This is a genomic window from Pseudomonas sp. LBUM1673 (genome assembly GCF_059695645.1).
In genome coordinates, this window is sequence record NZ_CP166780.1 from 306,023 (window position 1) to 321,485 (window position 15,463).

A 15,463-nucleotide genomic window follows, 5' to 3' on the forward strand; every position below is an offset into this window, starting at 1 on the left:
GCGGTAGTAGTGCACGACTTTCTACTACAAAACGTTTGGAGCACTCGGCCACTGGCCGACGGGGAACCTCATGACGCAAGCCAATAACGCCGTGTACACCAATCTGAGTGTTGATGATCTGGTTAAAGAAGCCCTGAATCGCGGTGAAGGCGAGCTTGCCGATACCGGCGCGCTGGTTGTTCGCACCGGTCACCGTACCGGCCGTTCGCCAGTCGATCGTTTCATCGTTGAAGAACCGACCACCCAGGACGCCATTGCCTGGGGCCCGATCAACCGCAAGTTCCCGGCCGACAAGTTCGATGCCCTGTGGGCTCGCGTCGAGGCGTTCAACAACGCGCAAGAGCATTTCGTTTCTCACGTGCACGTAGGTGCGGCCACCGAGCACTACCTGGCCGTGAAGATGACCACCCAGACCGCCTGGCAGAATCTGTTCGGCCGCTGCCTGTTCATCAACCCTGCTCAGTACAACCCGGCTGGCCGTGAAGAGTGGCAGGTCCTCAACGTCGCCAACTTCGAGTGCGTGCCAGAGCGTGATGGCACCAACTCCGATGGCTGCGTGATCCTCAACTTCGCCCAGAAGAAAGTGCTGATCGCTGGCATGCGCTACGCCGGTGAAATGAAGAAAGCCATGTTCTCGGTGCAGAACTTCCTGCTGCCGGCCGCAGATGTGCTGCCGATGCACTGTGCCGCTAACATCGGCGAAGAGGGCGACGTGACCCTGTTCTTCGGTTTGTCCGGCACTGGCAAGACCACCCTGTCTGCCGATGAAAGCCGTTACCTGATCGGTGACGACGAGCACGGCTGGGGCGAGGGTGTGGTGTTCAACATCGAAGGCGGTTGCTATGCCAAGTGCATCGACCTGTCCGAGAAGAACGAGCCGGTCATCTGGAAAGCCATCAAGCACGGCGCGGTCCTGGAAAACGTTGTGCTGGACGACGCCAAGAAGGCTGACTACGCCGACGGCAGCCTGACCCAGAACAGCCGCGCGGCCTACCCGCTGGAGCACGTCGAGAAGCGTTCCGAGAAGAACCTCGGTGGCGAGCCAAACGCTGTGATCTTCCTGACCTGCGACCTGACCGGCGTCCTGCCGCCAGTGTCGATCCTCAGCGAAGAACAAGCGGCCTACCACTTCCTGTCCGGCTACACCGCACTGGTGGGCTCGACCGAAATGGGTTCCGGCAGCGGCATCAAGTCGACCTTCTCCACCTGCTTCGGCGCACCGTTCTTCCCGCGTCCGGCTGGCGAATACGCAGAACTGCTGATCAAACGCATCCGCGGCTTCGGCTCCAAGGTCTACCTGGTCAACACCGGCTGGACCGGCGGCGGCTACGGCGTCGGCAAACGCTTCAACATCCCGACCACCCGCGGCGTGATCGCAGCGATCCAGAGCGGCGCGTTGATCGGTGCCGAAACCGAACACCTCGACATCATCAACCTCAACGTGCCAAAAGCCGTACCGGGCGTTGAGACTGGCCTGTTGAACCCACGCAACACCTGGGCTGACAAGGCTGCTTACGATGAGGCTGCCAAGGCACTGGCCGGGTTGTTTGTTGAGAACTTCAAGAAGTTCGACGTGAGCGACGCGATCAAGGCTGCTGGGCCGAAGTTGTAAGAATCGGTAGTGGTTTGATTGAATGAAAAAGCCGCCCTTTGGGGCGGCTTTTTTGTGAGCGCGATTCAGTTCCCTTGAGGCAGAACTGGCAATATTCCCGCAGTAAACACGCAAAACAGCCAGAATAATTCCACTTCTGTTGTCCTGATCCACTAAACCGCTTCCACTTCCTGCGTGTCCCACCGTTGCTTCTTGACTGCTTTGTAGAGGATGCCAATGGTCAGCGGGACTTTGTCGCCACGACCCTTCGCCCGGCGCTTTAGGAACACGTCAAAGCCTTCAGGCTGGAAGTAGCGATAGGCGTCGTAGTCGATGAAGTCGATGGCGAACTGTTCTTCCAGCGCTTCCATCAGGTGCCGCGCATCGGCGCCAGCGCAACCCAGGTCGAAGTTGATCGAGGTGGTGAGGCTGATGGTTTTGCGTTCGGGCAGGCCGAGTTCTTCGTGCAGCAACTGCATGAGCAGGTGCATGGCGTGGTCGTCGGGGAAGTTGGGGGCGAGGTTCATGGTGCATCTTCCATTAGGGGGCATGCCGGTGAATCGGCTTGGGTCGGATTTTGCGGCAAGTTTGGAGTGGAATCATCCGCAATGGACGATGAAGAAGGATCGCACGGCAGGTTCAGATTAGCCCTACAACCGCACTTTCCAGCACTCGGTAACTTCACCGGCCTCGGCATTGAGCCGTGGTTTCAGTAGTGACCGAGAGGGGGACGGATGGGCAAGGACACACCACAAGTGTGGCAGCACTACGATAACGATGGAGGTGGTTACCGCTGGCTACGGGACATGAGCGCTACTGAATTGGCGAAGAGAGAGGCCAGGCAAAACGCCTACGAAGCGATGCTTGCCAGGCAGGACACATTCGAAAAGAGCCGGGAAGTGGCGTTTCAGAAAAAGCGCCAGTCGTTCGTCGGTTGTGTATTTGCCAAGTCTTGTAAGTTGCCGGATTCAATCATCGATTACACCAGCCCATCCGGGTTTTTGCCGACGGATAGCGTTGGTGAGTTTGGTGAGCTCACCTTATTGGGAGGTCGTCAGGCCGATGGCTCTGGCCGTTTGCCGCTCAAGAAGATCAGCGGTGTTCTGCCGGCGGGTATTGGCTCTTTGGCGTTGGGTGGGGCGGTGATTGCTCCGGCAACGGCTACCGTCGCAAGTACTGGCGCCGGAGTCGTTACTGCCGGAGTTGCTGCGGGTGCATTAGTTGGATTGGTTGCTTTGCTTGCTCCGTCGAGTCTGGGCGATGGTGCGTTGTATACCGACGATCAACTCAGGTCACTCAAACAAGCTCGAACACGGGTTCGTTTGCGGGTAGAGGAGCAGGCTGACGGCACGCTCAAGGGCTACGGCTACAACACCCAGAGCCGGCGTGATTGGGAGATGGTCCCTGTCGTGACGTTTGAAACGCGGGGATCTCAGCAGGTGGCTGACTTTGGCGGCGGAGTTGAGTTGATTTGGACTCCCGCAGAGAACCCGGCAGATACGCTGGGCATCCCGGCGCTGGAAGCGGCACCGCAAGCGCCTCAGGTGTGGATTTTTCCGCCGACGGAGCAGGCGGACAACATTATCGTCAGCCCGGTTTATCCGCCGGAGTATCAGGATTTTATTCTGGTGTTTCCGGCGGATTCGGGGGTTCGGCCGCTGTACATCGTGTTAAGCGTGCCGAGGGATTTCAGCTATCGCCCCGCCCCTGAGGAGTTGCTTGCGTTTCCAGATACCTATCCGGTGCCATCGAAAACCTCTGTGAGGGGTGGCGGAAAGAGAAGAGTACGTTGGCTGGATTCGAAAGGCCGAATTTATGAGTGGGACTACATGCACGGAACGGTTGAGCAATACACTCGGCAAGGTAAACATCTAGGCGAGTTCAATGCAGAAACTGGCAGGAGACTATCGGACGCGGACCCGGAAAGGAGCACGCAGAAATGAAGCATTCCATCAGAGCGTTTTATAAAACAACGGAGCGGCTGGCATTTCGAGTTGATATTCCCGCTGAGCATTTCACGCAGCTCAAAGAGCTGATGGAGTGGAAGGAACCAGACGATCCCATCTATGAGTACGAGCTATCGCACGAGCAAATAAACAGCCTGGAGGTACTTATTGGGAAGAAATTCGACAGCCCGGACTACCTGTTTTTTTTGTCTTGTAGCGTATGAAAAAGTGGGGATTTACTGTCAGGACGGACGTTGGATTTTGTCTTGTCGGTATTTGGCAAGTGCTTCTTCTCGAGTAGGCAGCGGTTTTTCGAGGTCTGTCGGTGACGTGTCGAAGCCTGCGAGCCGCAAGCTGGCCAAGTAGTTTGAACGGCGCACTTTTTCGTAGTGCGCTTGTTTTTGTTTGAACGTTAATTCGCTCATCGCGGTTGTCTCGGGTTACGAGTGTTCGATCATTGCCATGGGTGACGCTCTGCGCTCCAAGAGCCGAACGCGGAGCGTCCGTAGAGGCATTCCCACGCGGAGCGTGGGAACGACTTCACTAGGCGTCAGGCAGGCGCTTTCCAGCCCATCATGCGTTGCTGGGCGACTTGCAGCAGGTCGCAGCCGTCCTGGGTTAACAAGAAGAGTGCGTGGGTGATGTGGGGGATGTCTTCTACATCGCCGTGTTTGAAGCAAACGCAGTGCAGGGTTTTGAGGAGATCGCTGGAGGCTCGGATGCGCTGGAGGGCGGCTTCGAGGATGTCTTGGGGGTTGGCCTCTGTGTCGATGATCAGGGGCGGGGTGTCGGTGAGGTTGGATTGGAGTGGAAGGTAACGATCATTGGTGAGCGGATTCCATGTCTTCATTGGTTTTAGCCTCAAATGCATCAGGAAGGATCGCCACCACCGTGACCAAGCGATGGGAGGCGGACTGTGTTCGGGTTGGTCAACCGATGAGGCTCACATCCCGGCACGCCCGAGGGCGTCCCAAACACAGCCACCATATAGCGTGCAGACACTTGAAGTGCCGGCAGCATACAACGGACGCGTATATATGAGCCATTCAGGTGACCAAGCCCGAGCCGCTGATTTGGCAGCGGCAGTTCGACTATAGGTCTGAGCCGCCGGGCAGCGATAGGCGACAAGGTGTCTTCGGTTGTAGGACCGGGATGAAGCTTTGATAGGGCGTTGCTTACAGACTTATCTCTTTCGCAATCTGTCTCGTTTGATTGCCATCAGGTGTTTGGCTTCTTCGTCTGGAATGCTGGGGCGAGCATCGTTGAGGCTGGCTTGTACTTGTGCTTTGAACCATGCGTCGTAGGCCGCTTTGTCGGGTTGTTGTTGAGTGTCGGATGTTTCGCTTTTCATCAGGTACACCGCGTTATCGTTCATCGCGGGCAAGCCCGGCTCCCACAGGGATCTTTATTTAAGTTTGAATTTGTTTCAGGCATCAAACCGCTGTGGTTTTCGGCAGGTGTTGCCGGGCGATTTCGAGCAGTTCGTTGCCATCCTGGGTCAGCAGGTACAGCGCGTTGACGATGTTGGGAATGTCTTTCACGTCGGCCTGTTTAAAGCACAGGCAATAGAGCGTTTCGAGCAGGTCGCTGGCGGCGCGGATGCGTTGGCGGGCGGCGTCGAGGATTTCGTGAGGATTGGCTTCGGTGTCGATGACCAACACCGGGGTGTCGCTGTAGCTGGTTTTGAGCGGGCGATAGCGGTCTGTTAACGAGTGGCGCGTGTTCATCGAAGTCAGTCCTGTGGAAAGTCGGGCAGTCTCGCCGGCAGGCTGACACAGTGTTTTCAGCCGCGTCGAAAACTATAGAGGGCCGCGACGAGGCGTCGCAAGGTGACGCAAATGGACAGGATTTGTAGGGGGTTTACCGGCGTTATCGCCCTTTGCCTACGCACACCCCGACTATTTTTTAAGCTTTTCCCCTAGAGGTCGATATTCCTACGGGATTGTCAGGCTTAACGCATCAAACCTCTGTAGGGTGCGCGCCAGAATGTGTAGGACGTTTCGAAGCGTCTGAGTCGACTCTTAAAGGGAATTAGGTATGCAATGGCTACGTATGGTTGTTGTGGGCCAGTGTTTGTCGGATGGCGAGCGCTGCCGACTCAGGTAACGCGCTGATCCTCGCCAACATGGACCGTACCGGTTGGCCGCAGGCTCTGACCACCCAGGCAGAAGTAGACACCGCGTCCCGCGCCGAGGTGTTGATGGTGGGCAAGGCGCTGCTGGCCAGCGAAGCGTTGGATGAACAGAGTCTGAAACAGCGACTGGGCGTGCAGGCTGCGAAGCTCAAGTCGGTCAGGCAAGTGCGTGACGGGTTGTGGGATCGGTTGCTGGCCACTTACCGCAACGCCAGCCAGAACTGCGACGGCGAACCCTTTTGCCCCCGTGTGCGAAGTGTCACGGATTTGCGTCAGTTGGCGGCGGCGTTCACTGGCGAAATCAGCCCGGCTTATGCGGTTTGGGCGAGTAAAAGTCAGGTGTTTCATGAGCAGGCGCTGGATGAGCAGTTGCGGGTGGCGGTGTTGGTACCCTGAGTTTCTATCGATGTTTTTGGGGTGACATGGCTGGCCTCTTCGCGAGCAAGCCCGCTCTCACCCTCAGTCTAATTCCTGCGCAAGACACAAGCGGGCTTGCTCGCGAAAGCGATCTGCCAGCCACCTCATCTCCCAAGCCTTGCAGTCTCCCGGAACTATCCGCTGTATCATCCCGTATCGTTTTTGCCCCCGACCTTTTCTCGACTCGCTGCGTTCGCCGGCTAGGCTTTGGGCTTCGCAGCGGTCAACGGAGTGACAGCTTATGCACAACACCCTGGAACAGGTTTTCGGTTATCCACAGTTTCGGCCGGGTCAGGAGGCGGCGGTCAGTGCTGTGCTGGCCGGGCGCTCGGCGGCGGCGATTTTCCCGACAGGTTCAGGCAAGTCTCTTTGCTATCAATTGCCTGCCTTGTTGCTGCCGCACCTGACATTGGTTGTGTCGCCCCTGTTGGCGCTGATGCAGGATCAGTTGGCGTTCTTGCAGCGCCACGGCATTGCGGCAGGCAGTATCGATTCGGCGCAGAGCCGCGATGACGCCAGCGATGTGATGGCCCGGGCAAAGTCCGGCGAATTGAAGATTCTGATGATTTCCGTGGAGCGCCTGAAGAACGAGCGCTTCCGCCATTTTTTGCAGCAGGTGCCGATCTCGCTGCTGGTGGTGGACGAGGCCCACTGCATCTCTGAATGGGGCCACAACTTTCGCCCCGACTACCTCAAGCTGCCGGACTATCAGCGTCAGTTCAACATCCCTCAGGCCCTGCTGCTGACCGCCACCGCGACACCCAAGGTGATCGCCGACATGGAGGCCAAATTCGCCATCGCCCCCGAGGACGTGGTGACCACCGGTTTCTACCGACCCAACCTCAATCTGTTGGTGGAACCGGTGCGCGGCCAGGACAAGCGTCGACGCCTTGTTGAGTGGATGAGTCAGCGCCCCGGTCAGCCGAGCATCGTCTACGTCACCCTGCAAAAAACCGCCGAGTACATCGCCCAACATCTGAGCCAGCACGGCATCCAGGCCGAGGCCTATCACGCCGGTTTGCCCCACGAACAACGGGAAGGGATACAGAAGCGGTTCATGGGCGGGCAGTCCAATTGCATCGTCGCCACCATCGCCTTCGGCATGGGCATCGATAAAAGTGACATCCGCAATGTGGTGCATTTCGACCTGCCCAAATCCATTGAAAACTACAGCCAGGAAATCGGTCGCGCCGGGCGTGACGGTCAGCCTTCCGATTGCCTGGTGCTGGCCAACCGCGACAGCCTCAACGTGTTGGAAAACTTCGTTTACGGCGACACGCCAGAGCTGGACGGCATTCGTTGCGTGCTCGACGAGTTGCAAGCCGCCGCGCCCGAGGGGCAGTGGGAGTTTCTGCTGGGGCCGCTGGCCGATCAGAGCAACATTCGCCAGTTACCGCTCAAGACCTTGCTGGTGCAGCTGGAACTGCGGGGACTGATCGCTCCGCGTTATGCCTATTACGCCGAATACCGTTTCAAGTATTTGCAGGAGCCCGAAGCATTGCTGGCCCGATTCGAAGGTGAGCGAAAGGACTTCGTCTCGGCCATCATCCAGACCTCCAGCCGTGCCCGAACCTGGGCCACGGTGAATTTCGACGCGCTGTATGAGCAGTATTCCGCCGAACGCAGTCGGGTGGTCAAGGCGCTGGATTATTTTCAGGAAAAGGGCTGGGTCGAGCTTGAAAGCAAGCAGATGACTGAGGTCTACAGCTTGTTGAAAACCGACGTCGACACGCAGGCGCTGAGTGCCGAACTGCACGCCTACTTCACCCAGCACGAGCGCACCGAGATCGCACGGATTCACGCCATGCTGGATCTCTTCGCCACCGACCACTGCCTGGGCTATCGCCTGGCCGAGTACTTCGGCGACGAAAACGCGCCGCAGCAGTGCGGGCATTGTTCGGTGTGTCACGGCCATGTGGCGCGGCTACCCGAGCCACCGGAGTTACCGGCGCTTGTGGATAAAAGTTTCGAGGGGCTGTGCGGTGATTTTATCCACAGGCACGAGCAGCACACGGGCAACGTACCATCGGCAGAGCGCGTGACGCGGTTTCTGTGCGGGATCAGCGTGCCGCTGTTTACCAAGCTCAAGGCGCGGTCGATTCCGGGGTTTGCGGCGTTGGAGGATTATCCGTATGCCGACGTCCGGGCGTGGGCCGAAGCTCATTTGCCAAGTTGAAAAACGGTCAATGTGGGAGCGGGCTTGCTCGCGAATACGGTGTGTCATTCAACATTGATGTCGGCTGGCAGGCCGCCTTCGCAAGCAAGCCCGCTCCCACAGGGATATCGGTGTTTTTGAAAGCACATCCATCCGCTGAATGTCGCTCATCACACGAATAAATTTCAAAAACACCCATTGGCTGACTATGGTGAGAACTGTCTTTGGATCGCCAATAAGAGAACAACAATGAGCCAGACATCGTTCGATATTCAGCGCGCCGCCGTGATCGGCGCGGGCACCATGGGCCGTGGCATTGTCATGTGCCTGGCCAACGCCGGGGTACCGGTGCAATGGGTCGATAATAATCCGCAGATGCTCGAGCAGGCGCTGGCCAGCGTGGCTGAAACTTACACCCACAGCGTGCGGCAGGGGCGGATCGATCAGGCCGAGGCGGATGCGCGTATTGCGCGGGTGACGGCGGCTGCCGATTACGCAGCGATTCACGATGTCGATCTGGTCATCGAGGCGGTCTACGAAAACCTTGAGCTGAAGCAGACAATCTTTCGTGAACTCGACGGCCTGCTCAAACCCGAAGCGATTCTGGCCAGCAACACCTCGGCGCTGGACATCGATGCCATCGCCGCCGTCACTCGCCGTCCGCAGCAGGTCCTGGGCCTGCATTTCTTCAGCCCGGCGCACATCATGAAATTGCTGGAAATCGTGCGCGGTGCCCAGACGGCGCCGGCGGTGCTTGATGCTGCCCTGGCGCTGGGCCAGCGCATGGGCAAGGTCAGCGTAGTCTCGGGCAACTGCCACGGCTTCATTGGCAATCGCATGCTGCATCCGTACGTGCTCGAAGCACGCAAGATGCTGCTTGAAGGCGCTTTGCCTTATCAGGTGGATGCGGCGCTGCAAGGTTTTGGTTTCGCCATGGGGCCGTTTCGCATGTACGACGTGGTCGGCATCGACCTGGAATGGCGTGCTCGGGAACTGGCTGGCCAGGGCCAGGATGCGCCGGAGGTTCAGGTGGACAACCGATTGTGCGAACTGGGGCGTTTCGGGCAGAAGAGTGGCGACGGGTATTACCACTATGAACCGGGCAGTCGTCAGGCTGAGCATGATGTGGAAGTCGATGCGCTGGTACTGGAGATCAGCGAAGGGCTGGGGTTCCAGCGTCGCGAGATTGGCCCTGAAGAGGTTCTGGAGCGTTGTTTGCTGGCTCTGGTCAACGAAGGGGCGAAGATTCTTCAGGAAGGCATTGCGGCGTCGGCGCATGACATCGATCTGGTTTACCTCAATGGTTATGGCTTCCCGGCGGACAAGGGCGGGCCGATGGCCTGGGCAGATCAGCAAGGGTTGGACGATATTCATCTGCGGTTATTGCAGCTTGAGACCAAGCAGGGCGATCACTGGGCGCCGGCGCGGTTGATTGGTGAGTTGGCGGCGCAGGCTAGAGGGTTTGCAGGCATGTGATTTATGTGGCGTCTGTGAAGACCCCTTCGCGAGCAAGCCCGCTCCCACACTAGGTCTCAGGCGTGCACAAAATCTGTGCTCAATGAAGATCGATATGGGAGCGGGCTTGCTCGCGAAGAGCGATAACGCGGTTTTCGCTTTAGACTCGCTATCCAACTACAGGAACCGACGCTGATGTCCAACCCGATGCCCCAACGCACCGATTACCCCTACTTCCAGCCCATCACCACCCGCTGGCACGACAATGACGTCTACGGTCACGTCAACGACGTCACCTACTACAGTTTCTTTGACACGGCGGTGAACACCTACCTGATCGAAGTCGGCGGTCTGGATATCCATGACGGCGAAGTGGTGGGTTTTGTGGTGAGTTCGGCTTGCGATTACTTCGCTTCTGTCGCTTACCCGGATCGGATCGAGATCGGCCTGCGGGTGGGCAAGTTGGGCAACAGTTCGGTGCAATACGAGTTGGCGGTGTTCAAGGCAGGCGAAGATGAAGCCTGTGCGGCGGGGCGGTTCGTGCATGTGTTCGTGGATCGGACCACGAATCAACCAGTGGCGATTCCTGCCGAATTGCGCGGGGCATTGGAGCGACTGGCGGTTTGAAGGGCAAAAAAAAATCGCAACCCGAGGGCTGCGATTTTTTTTGATCTACCGGTAAACGAGGCGATTCAAGCCTCAGTCGCGATAGCGATGTTTATGCTTGCGATGGCCATAGGCATGACCACGACCTGGATGGCCGTCACGGTAGTAACGACGATCATCACGGCCACGATAGGAGCGACGATCATCGTCGTCATCGCTCTTGTTGCCCATGTAGTTACCCAGTGCGCCACCGGCGCCGCCGCCTGCTGCGGAGCCGATCAGGCTGCCGGTGGTGCCGCCCATGCTGCGGCCGACCACATTACCGCCTGCTGCGCCCAACGCACCGCCAATGGCGGCTTCGCCACGGCTGCGTTTGTCTGCGCCGACTGCGCTACCACCCGCGCCGCCCAGGGCTGCGCCAATGGTTGAACCTGTATTGCCGCCTAACGATTGACCGACGACCGAGCCCAGAACCCCGCCCAATGCGCCGCCCACACCTGCTTCGGTGGTGCCGCCAGCAGAAGCGAAGCCACTGACCAGGCCAAGGGACAACAAGAGAATCGAGGAGAACTTCATAGAGGAACCTCAAGGGGATGACGGCGCGATCCTGAGGCTGTGTCGTAGCTGTGACAATAGAAATCCGACGAATAACACGACTTGAACACAATTCTATAAGTTGCTGTTTTTTGGGCGGAACTTAAGTATTTTTCGCCGGTCTTTAGCTACTTCACAAAGGCTGTTTTTATACAAAAACGGCCTTTTTTGTGGGCGTTTGGAAAGTGTTGGCTGCGAAAGATTCGTTGAATGATCCACCGCTTTCGCGAGCAAGCCCGCTCCCACATTCGATCTTCAGCGAACACAGATTTCGCGAACGACTGAGTTCCAATGTGGGAGCGGGCTTGCTCGCGAAGGCGTCAGACCGCGCGCCGCGTCAAGCCGACTTGGCCAAAATCAACCCAGTCTCGCTCGCCGCTTCCAAGCGGATCGCCACAAACTTCGACGTCGGCGTATGGCTGCGGTCCCCGGTGCTTTCCAGCGGCACCAGCGGGTTCACTTCCGGATAGTAAGCGGCTGCTTGCCCGGCAGGAATATCAAACGCCAACAGCGTAAAGCCCTTCACCCGCCGCTCACGGCCATCATCCCAGATGGAAACGATGTCAGCCTTCTGCCCCGGTTTGAAGCCCAGGCGAATAATGTCGGCCTCATTGACGAACAACACATCCCGCTGACCTTTCACCCCGCGATAGCGGTCATCGAGACCATAAATCGTGGTGTTGTACTGATCATGGGAGCGCATCGACTGCATGATCAGGTCCGGCAATACGCCGGTGGCGCGGGTGCGTTCGTGCACCAGGTCTTTGGGCAGGATGTTCGGACGGAAATTGGCCCGACCCGACGGCGTATTCCAACGACGCGCGCCGGCACTGCTGCCCAGGTAGAAACCGCCCGGGTTCTGGATTTTTTCGTTGAAGTCCCGGAAGCCCGGGATGGTGTCGGCGATCAGGTCGCGGATGCGGCTGTAATCGGCCACCAGCCAGTTCCAGTCCACCGGACGGCTACCCAGGGTCGCGGCGGCGATACCGGCGATAATCGCCGGCTCCGAGCGCATTTGATTCGACAGCGGTTGCAGTTGGCCGTTGGAGGCGTGGACCATGCTGAACGAGTCTTCCACGGTCACCGCTTGGGCACCTTCGGCCTGGATATCGATGTCGGTGCGGCCCAGGCACGGCAGGATCAGCGCGTCTTTACCGTGCGCCAAATGGCTGCGGTTGAGCTTGGTGCTGATCTGCACGGTCAGATCGCAGTTGCTCAAGGCCTGGAAGGTCCGTGGGCTGTCCGGGGTGGCTTGGGCGAAGTTGCCGCCCAGGCCGATGAAGACTTTCGAGCGGCCGTCGGCCATGGCGTGAATCGCCTCGACCACGTTGTGGCCGTTTTCGCGCGGCACCTTGAACTGGAAGCGCCGCTCCAGGGAATCGAGGAGCGCCACCGGAGGACGTTCGTTGATGCCCATCGTCCGGTCGCCCTGCACGTTACTGTGACCACGAACCGGGCATAGACCGGCACCCGGCCGACCGATGTTGCCACGCAACAGCATCAGGTTGGCGATTTCCTGGATGGTAGACACCGAATGACGATGTTGGGTGATGCCCATGGCCCAGCACATGATCACGTTCTTGCCTTTGGCATACATGCGCGCCGCTTGCTCGATCTCTACCAGGGTCAGGCCGGACTGCTCGACGATCTGCTCCCATGGGGTGTCGTCGATGACGCCTATGTATTCCAGCACGTTGACGGCATGTTCATTGAGGAAGTCGTGATCGAACACCGCCGGTGCGCCGGTTTTTTGCGCGTCGCGTTCCCATTGCAGCAGGAATTTCGCCATGCCGCGCAGCACCGCCATGTCGCCGCCCAGCGCCGGGCGGAAGTACGCCGTGTTGGTTGGCTTGTCGCCGTTGGTGAGCATTTCCAGCGGGTGCTGCGGATGCTGGAAGCGTTCCAGACCGCGTTCTTTCAGCGGGTTGATGCACACCACTTGAGCGCCGCGTTTCACTGCTTCGCGCAGCGGCTCGAGCATCCGTGGGTGATTGGTGCCGGGGTTCTGGCCCCAGACGAAAATCGCATCGGCGTGTTCGAAATCATCGAAGGTCACCGTGCCTTTGCCGACGCCGACACTTTGCGCCAGGGCCACACCACTGGCCTCGTGGCACATGTTCGAACAGTCGGGGAAATTGTTGGTGCCATAGGCGCGCACGAACAGCTGATAGAGGTACGCCGCTTCGTTGCTGGCGCGGCCCGAGGTGTAGAACTCGGCTTGATCCGGGCTCGACAGGCCCTGCAAATGTTTGCCGATCAGCGCGAAAGCGTCTTCCCAGCTGATGGGTTTGTAGCGATCGGTCTCGGCGTCGTAGCTCAGCGGCTCAGTCAATCGGCCCTGATACTCGAGCCAGTAGTCACTCTGCTCCAGCAACGAACTGACGCTGTGTTTGGCGAAGAATGCGCCGTCGACACGGCGTTTGGTCGCTTCCCAGTTCACCGCTTTGGCGCCGTTCTCGCAGAACATCACCATGCCCTTTTCCGGAGAATCGCCCCAGGCGCAACCGGGGCAGTCGAAGCCGCCGTTCTGGTTGGTCTTGAGCATTATGCGGATGTTTTTCAGCGCGTTGTCGCTGGTCAACCAGGCCCGGGCAACGCTGATCAGCGCGCCCCAGCCACCGGCCGGGCCTCTGTAAGGCTTATAGCGAGGGGTCGGTTTCTGGTCGGCTTGTTGATGTTGACTCACGCTTGGTTCTCCGTCGCAGGGCTGTAGACCCGCGGCGCACTTTTCTGCGGCAGGTGGATGAGGTTGAGGTTGTGGCGGCGGGCCCATTGCACGGCAAGGCCCGTGGGCGACGACAGGCTGACCAGGGTCTGGATGCCGGCGCGTAACACTTTCTGGATCAATTCGAGGCTGCAGCGGCTGGTGACAATCACCAGACCATCGGTGGTCGGGATTTTCTGGCGGATCAGCCCGCCGATCAGCTTGTCGAGGGCGTTGTGCCGACCGATGTCTTCACGGCCCAGCAGCAATTCGCCTTTGCCGTTCATGAACACTGCCGCATGCACGGCGCCGCAATGCTGGCCCAGCGGCTGAAATTCGCCGATGCGATGGCGCAGGCCGTCCAGCCATTCAGCCGGGGGCAGCGCAGCGCCGGGCAATACTTTGAGATCGGGCAGCGCTTGCTCCACCGCTTCCACGCCGCAGAGCCCGCAACCGCTGGTGCCGGCCAGTTGCCGACGCTGCTGCTTGAGGTTCCAGAAGGCGCGGTTGGCGATGGTCACTTGCGCGTATTGCGCCGAACCCGTGCCACTGAGTTGCAAGTCGTAGATGTCTGAGGCGTCTTCGATGATGCCGCTGCCGAGGCTGAAGCCGACGATGAAGTCTTCAAGATCCGTCGGTGTTACCAACATGACCGCCTGGCTGATGCCGTTATAGGCGATCGCCAACGCAACTTCCTCGGCCAACGCGGTGCTGGCCGATTCGGTGTATTCAAGGTTGCAGTAACTGTACGTCTGGCTTGCGGCGGGCGCGGGCGTTTCAAGAGCAGGCGCCGCGCGGGCAGGGCGCTTGGCGTTCATTAGGCATCACCGACGGTTTAGTCAGCCTTAAGCCTAGGCGCGTCAACTTGTCGCGTCTAATCGCTATTACTGATCTGCCGATAGATGGCGTCGATCAAGCGTCTGTCAGTGATTTCTGATAAATCGCGAAGCAGGCTTCTGCGAGCGCTGAGCGCGGAGCGCTGCGACGCATGATCAGCCCCAGCCGGGCGAGGGTCTGGGCGCTTTCTATGGGTTGCAGACGCAAGTGATCGGTGAGGTTTTCGAGGCCGCCATCCAGCGGCATCACCGCACAGCAGAGACCGCCGTGCACCGCTTGTAACAATTGATGGACCGCATCGGTTTGCAGTAACGGTTGTGGGGTCAAGCCACGGCTGTGGAAGTTATGGTCGATGGACTGGCGAAAATGCATGCCGCTGGTGAGCATGCCCAAGGGCAGTTCGATCAGCGACTCCCAGCTCAGTGGCGCCTCGCCGAAACTGAAAAAACGCTGATCGTAGAGCAGGCCCATGTGGGTTTCGCTGAAAGCCAGGGAGTCAAAACGCTCGCCGTCCAGGCGTTCCAGGTAGGAAACGCCGAGGTCGAGGCGATTGTTCGCCAGTTGTTCGAGGATCTGTTCGGAACTCAGGGCCGAGAGTTCGAAGCGCAGGCTCGGGTGTTCGGCATGCAGGCGTTGCATCAGCGGCACGGGGTCGAAACTCGACAGCGGCACCACGCCCAGACGCAACGTACCCACGAGATTGCCGCGACAGGCTGCTGCTTCGGCCTGCAAACCGTCATAGGCCGCCAGTACCGTACGCGCCCACGCCAGCACACGCTCGCCCGGCGCGGTGAAACCTTCGAAGCGTTGGCCGCGGTTGACCAGCGGCAGTTCGAGCTCTTCTTCGAGGCTGCGCAGGCGCATGGACAGGGTCGGCTGGGTGATGTGACAACGCGCGGCGGCCTGGCCGAAGTGCCGGGTTTCGTCCAGAGCGATGAGGAATTTGAGCTGCTTGATGTCCATCTTCGCTCCAGGGCGCGGGCAAGGTTTGCGATTCTACCGCCTGCGCGGGGTTGGGTCATTG

At 59.0% G+C, this 15,463-nt stretch carries 15 protein-coding genes and 1 pseudogene; 7 read left to right on the forward strand and 9 right to left on the reverse strand.

Annotated features, from left to right (window positions below; all coding sequences use genetic code 11):
- Positions 1-70: 70 nt before the first annotated feature.
- Positions 71-1,612: a phosphoenolpyruvate carboxykinase gene (locus tag ACA044_RS01345; RefSeq protein ID WP_497444833.1), complete on the forward strand. Its 1,542-nt coding sequence runs from the start codon at positions 71-73 to the stop codon at positions 1,610-1,612.
- 152 nt (positions 1,613-1,764) lie between these two features.
- Here the strand turns inward: ACA044_RS01345 and ACA044_RS01350 are convergent, their stop codons facing one another.
- A complete protein-coding gene (locus ACA044_RS01350) occupies positions 1,765-2,118 on the reverse strand; it encodes a DUF1493 family protein (protein ID WP_497444834.1) in 354 nt (117 codons plus the stop codon).
- Between the two features lie 207 nt (positions 2,119-2,325).
- On the opposite strand from ACA044_RS01350, the gene ACA044_RS01355 reads away from it, so the two are divergent.
- Positions 2,326-3,534: an S-type pyocin domain-containing protein gene (locus tag ACA044_RS01355; RefSeq protein WP_497444835.1), complete on the forward strand. Its 1,209-nt coding sequence runs from the start codon at positions 2,326-2,328 to the stop codon at positions 3,532-3,534.
- Positions 3,531-3,761 (forward strand): DUF7683 domain-containing protein, encoded by a 231-nt coding sequence (locus tag ACA044_RS01360; RefSeq protein ID WP_497444836.1) that lies wholly within the window; start codon positions 3,531-3,533, stop codon positions 3,759-3,761. Before ACA044_RS01355 ends, ACA044_RS01360 begins: the two co-directional genes overlap by 4 nt.
- Before the next feature lie 18 nt (positions 3,762-3,779).
- Here the strand turns inward: ACA044_RS01360 and ACA044_RS01365 are convergent, their stop codons facing one another.
- The 4 genes from ACA044_RS01365 to ACA044_RS01380 form a co-directional block, all read right to left on the reverse strand.
- Positions 3,780-3,962 (reverse strand): YhfG family protein, encoded by a 183-nt coding sequence (locus ACA044_RS01365; RefSeq protein ID WP_497444837.1) that lies wholly within the window; start codon positions 3,960-3,962, stop codon positions 3,780-3,782.
- A 125-nt stretch (positions 3,963-4,087) separates the two neighbouring features.
- Positions 4,088-4,387, reverse strand: a complete 300-nt coding sequence (locus tag ACA044_RS01370) for a hypothetical protein (protein WP_497444838.1) — start codon at positions 4,385-4,387, stop codon at positions 4,088-4,090.
- A 333-nt stretch (positions 4,388-4,720) separates the two neighbouring features.
- Positions 4,721-4,912: an antitoxin PaaA2 family protein gene (locus tag ACA044_RS01375; RefSeq protein WP_497447146.1), complete on the reverse strand. Its 192-nt coding sequence runs from the start codon at positions 4,910-4,912 to the stop codon at positions 4,721-4,723.
- A 58-nt stretch (positions 4,913-4,970) separates the two neighbouring features.
- Positions 4,971-5,264 carry a hypothetical protein gene (locus ACA044_RS01380; protein ID WP_497444839.1) on the reverse strand — a complete coding sequence of 98 codons (294 nt, stop codon included), beginning with the start codon at positions 5,262-5,264 and terminating at the stop codon, positions 4,971-4,973.
- A 310-nt stretch (positions 5,265-5,574) separates the two neighbouring features.
- Here ACA044_RS01380 and ACA044_RS01385 point away from each other — a divergent pair.
- The 4 genes and pseudogenes from ACA044_RS01385 (at position 5,575) to ACA044_RS01400 (ending at position 10,325) form a co-directional block, all read left to right on the forward strand.
- Positions 5,575-6,067: pseudogene (locus tag ACA044_RS01385) on the forward strand (polysaccharide deacetylase).
- Positions 6,068-6,329: 262 nt separating this feature from the next.
- Positions 6,330-8,264 carry a RecQ family ATP-dependent DNA helicase gene (locus ACA044_RS01390; protein ID WP_497444840.1) on the forward strand — a complete coding sequence of 645 codons (1,935 nt, stop codon included), beginning with the start codon at positions 6,330-6,332 and terminating at the stop codon, positions 8,262-8,264.
- A gap of 228 nt (positions 8,265-8,492) precedes the next feature.
- Entirely contained in the window at positions 8,493-9,719 is a 1,227-nt protein-coding gene (locus tag ACA044_RS01395) for a 3-hydroxyacyl-CoA dehydrogenase (RefSeq protein WP_497444841.1), read from the forward strand.
- A 174-nt stretch (positions 9,720-9,893) separates the two neighbouring features.
- Positions 9,894-10,325, forward strand: a complete 432-nt coding sequence (locus ACA044_RS01400) for an acyl-CoA thioesterase (RefSeq protein WP_497444842.1) — start codon at positions 9,894-9,896, stop codon at positions 10,323-10,325.
- Between the two features lie 72 nt (positions 10,326-10,397).
- Here ACA044_RS01400 and ACA044_RS01405 read toward each other — a convergent pair whose 3' ends face one another.
- The 4 genes from ACA044_RS01405 to ACA044_RS01420 all read right to left on the reverse strand — a co-directional run bounded on the left by ACA044_RS01405 (position 10,398) and on the right by ACA044_RS01420 (position 15,402).
- Positions 10,398-10,880 (reverse strand): glycine zipper domain-containing protein, encoded by a 483-nt coding sequence (locus ACA044_RS01405; RefSeq protein ID WP_497444843.1) that lies wholly within the window; start codon positions 10,878-10,880, stop codon positions 10,398-10,400.
- A 355-nt stretch (positions 10,881-11,235) separates the two neighbouring features.
- Positions 11,236-13,584: an FdhF/YdeP family oxidoreductase gene (locus ACA044_RS01410; protein ID WP_497444844.1), complete on the reverse strand. Its 2,349-nt coding sequence runs from the start codon at positions 13,582-13,584 to the stop codon at positions 11,236-11,238.
- On the reverse strand, positions 13,581-14,420 hold the full coding sequence (gene fdhD, locus ACA044_RS01415; RefSeq protein ID WP_497444845.1) for a formate dehydrogenase accessory sulfurtransferase FdhD: 840 nt from the start codon (positions 14,418-14,420) through the stop codon (positions 13,581-13,583). The genes ACA044_RS01410 and fdhD overlap by 4 nt, the downstream gene beginning before the upstream one ends.
- A gap of 94 nt (positions 14,421-14,514) precedes the next feature.
- A complete protein-coding gene (locus tag ACA044_RS01420) occupies positions 14,515-15,402 on the reverse strand; it encodes a LysR family transcriptional regulator (RefSeq protein WP_497444846.1) in 888 nt (295 codons plus the stop codon).
- Positions 15,403-15,463: the final 61 nt, after the last annotated feature.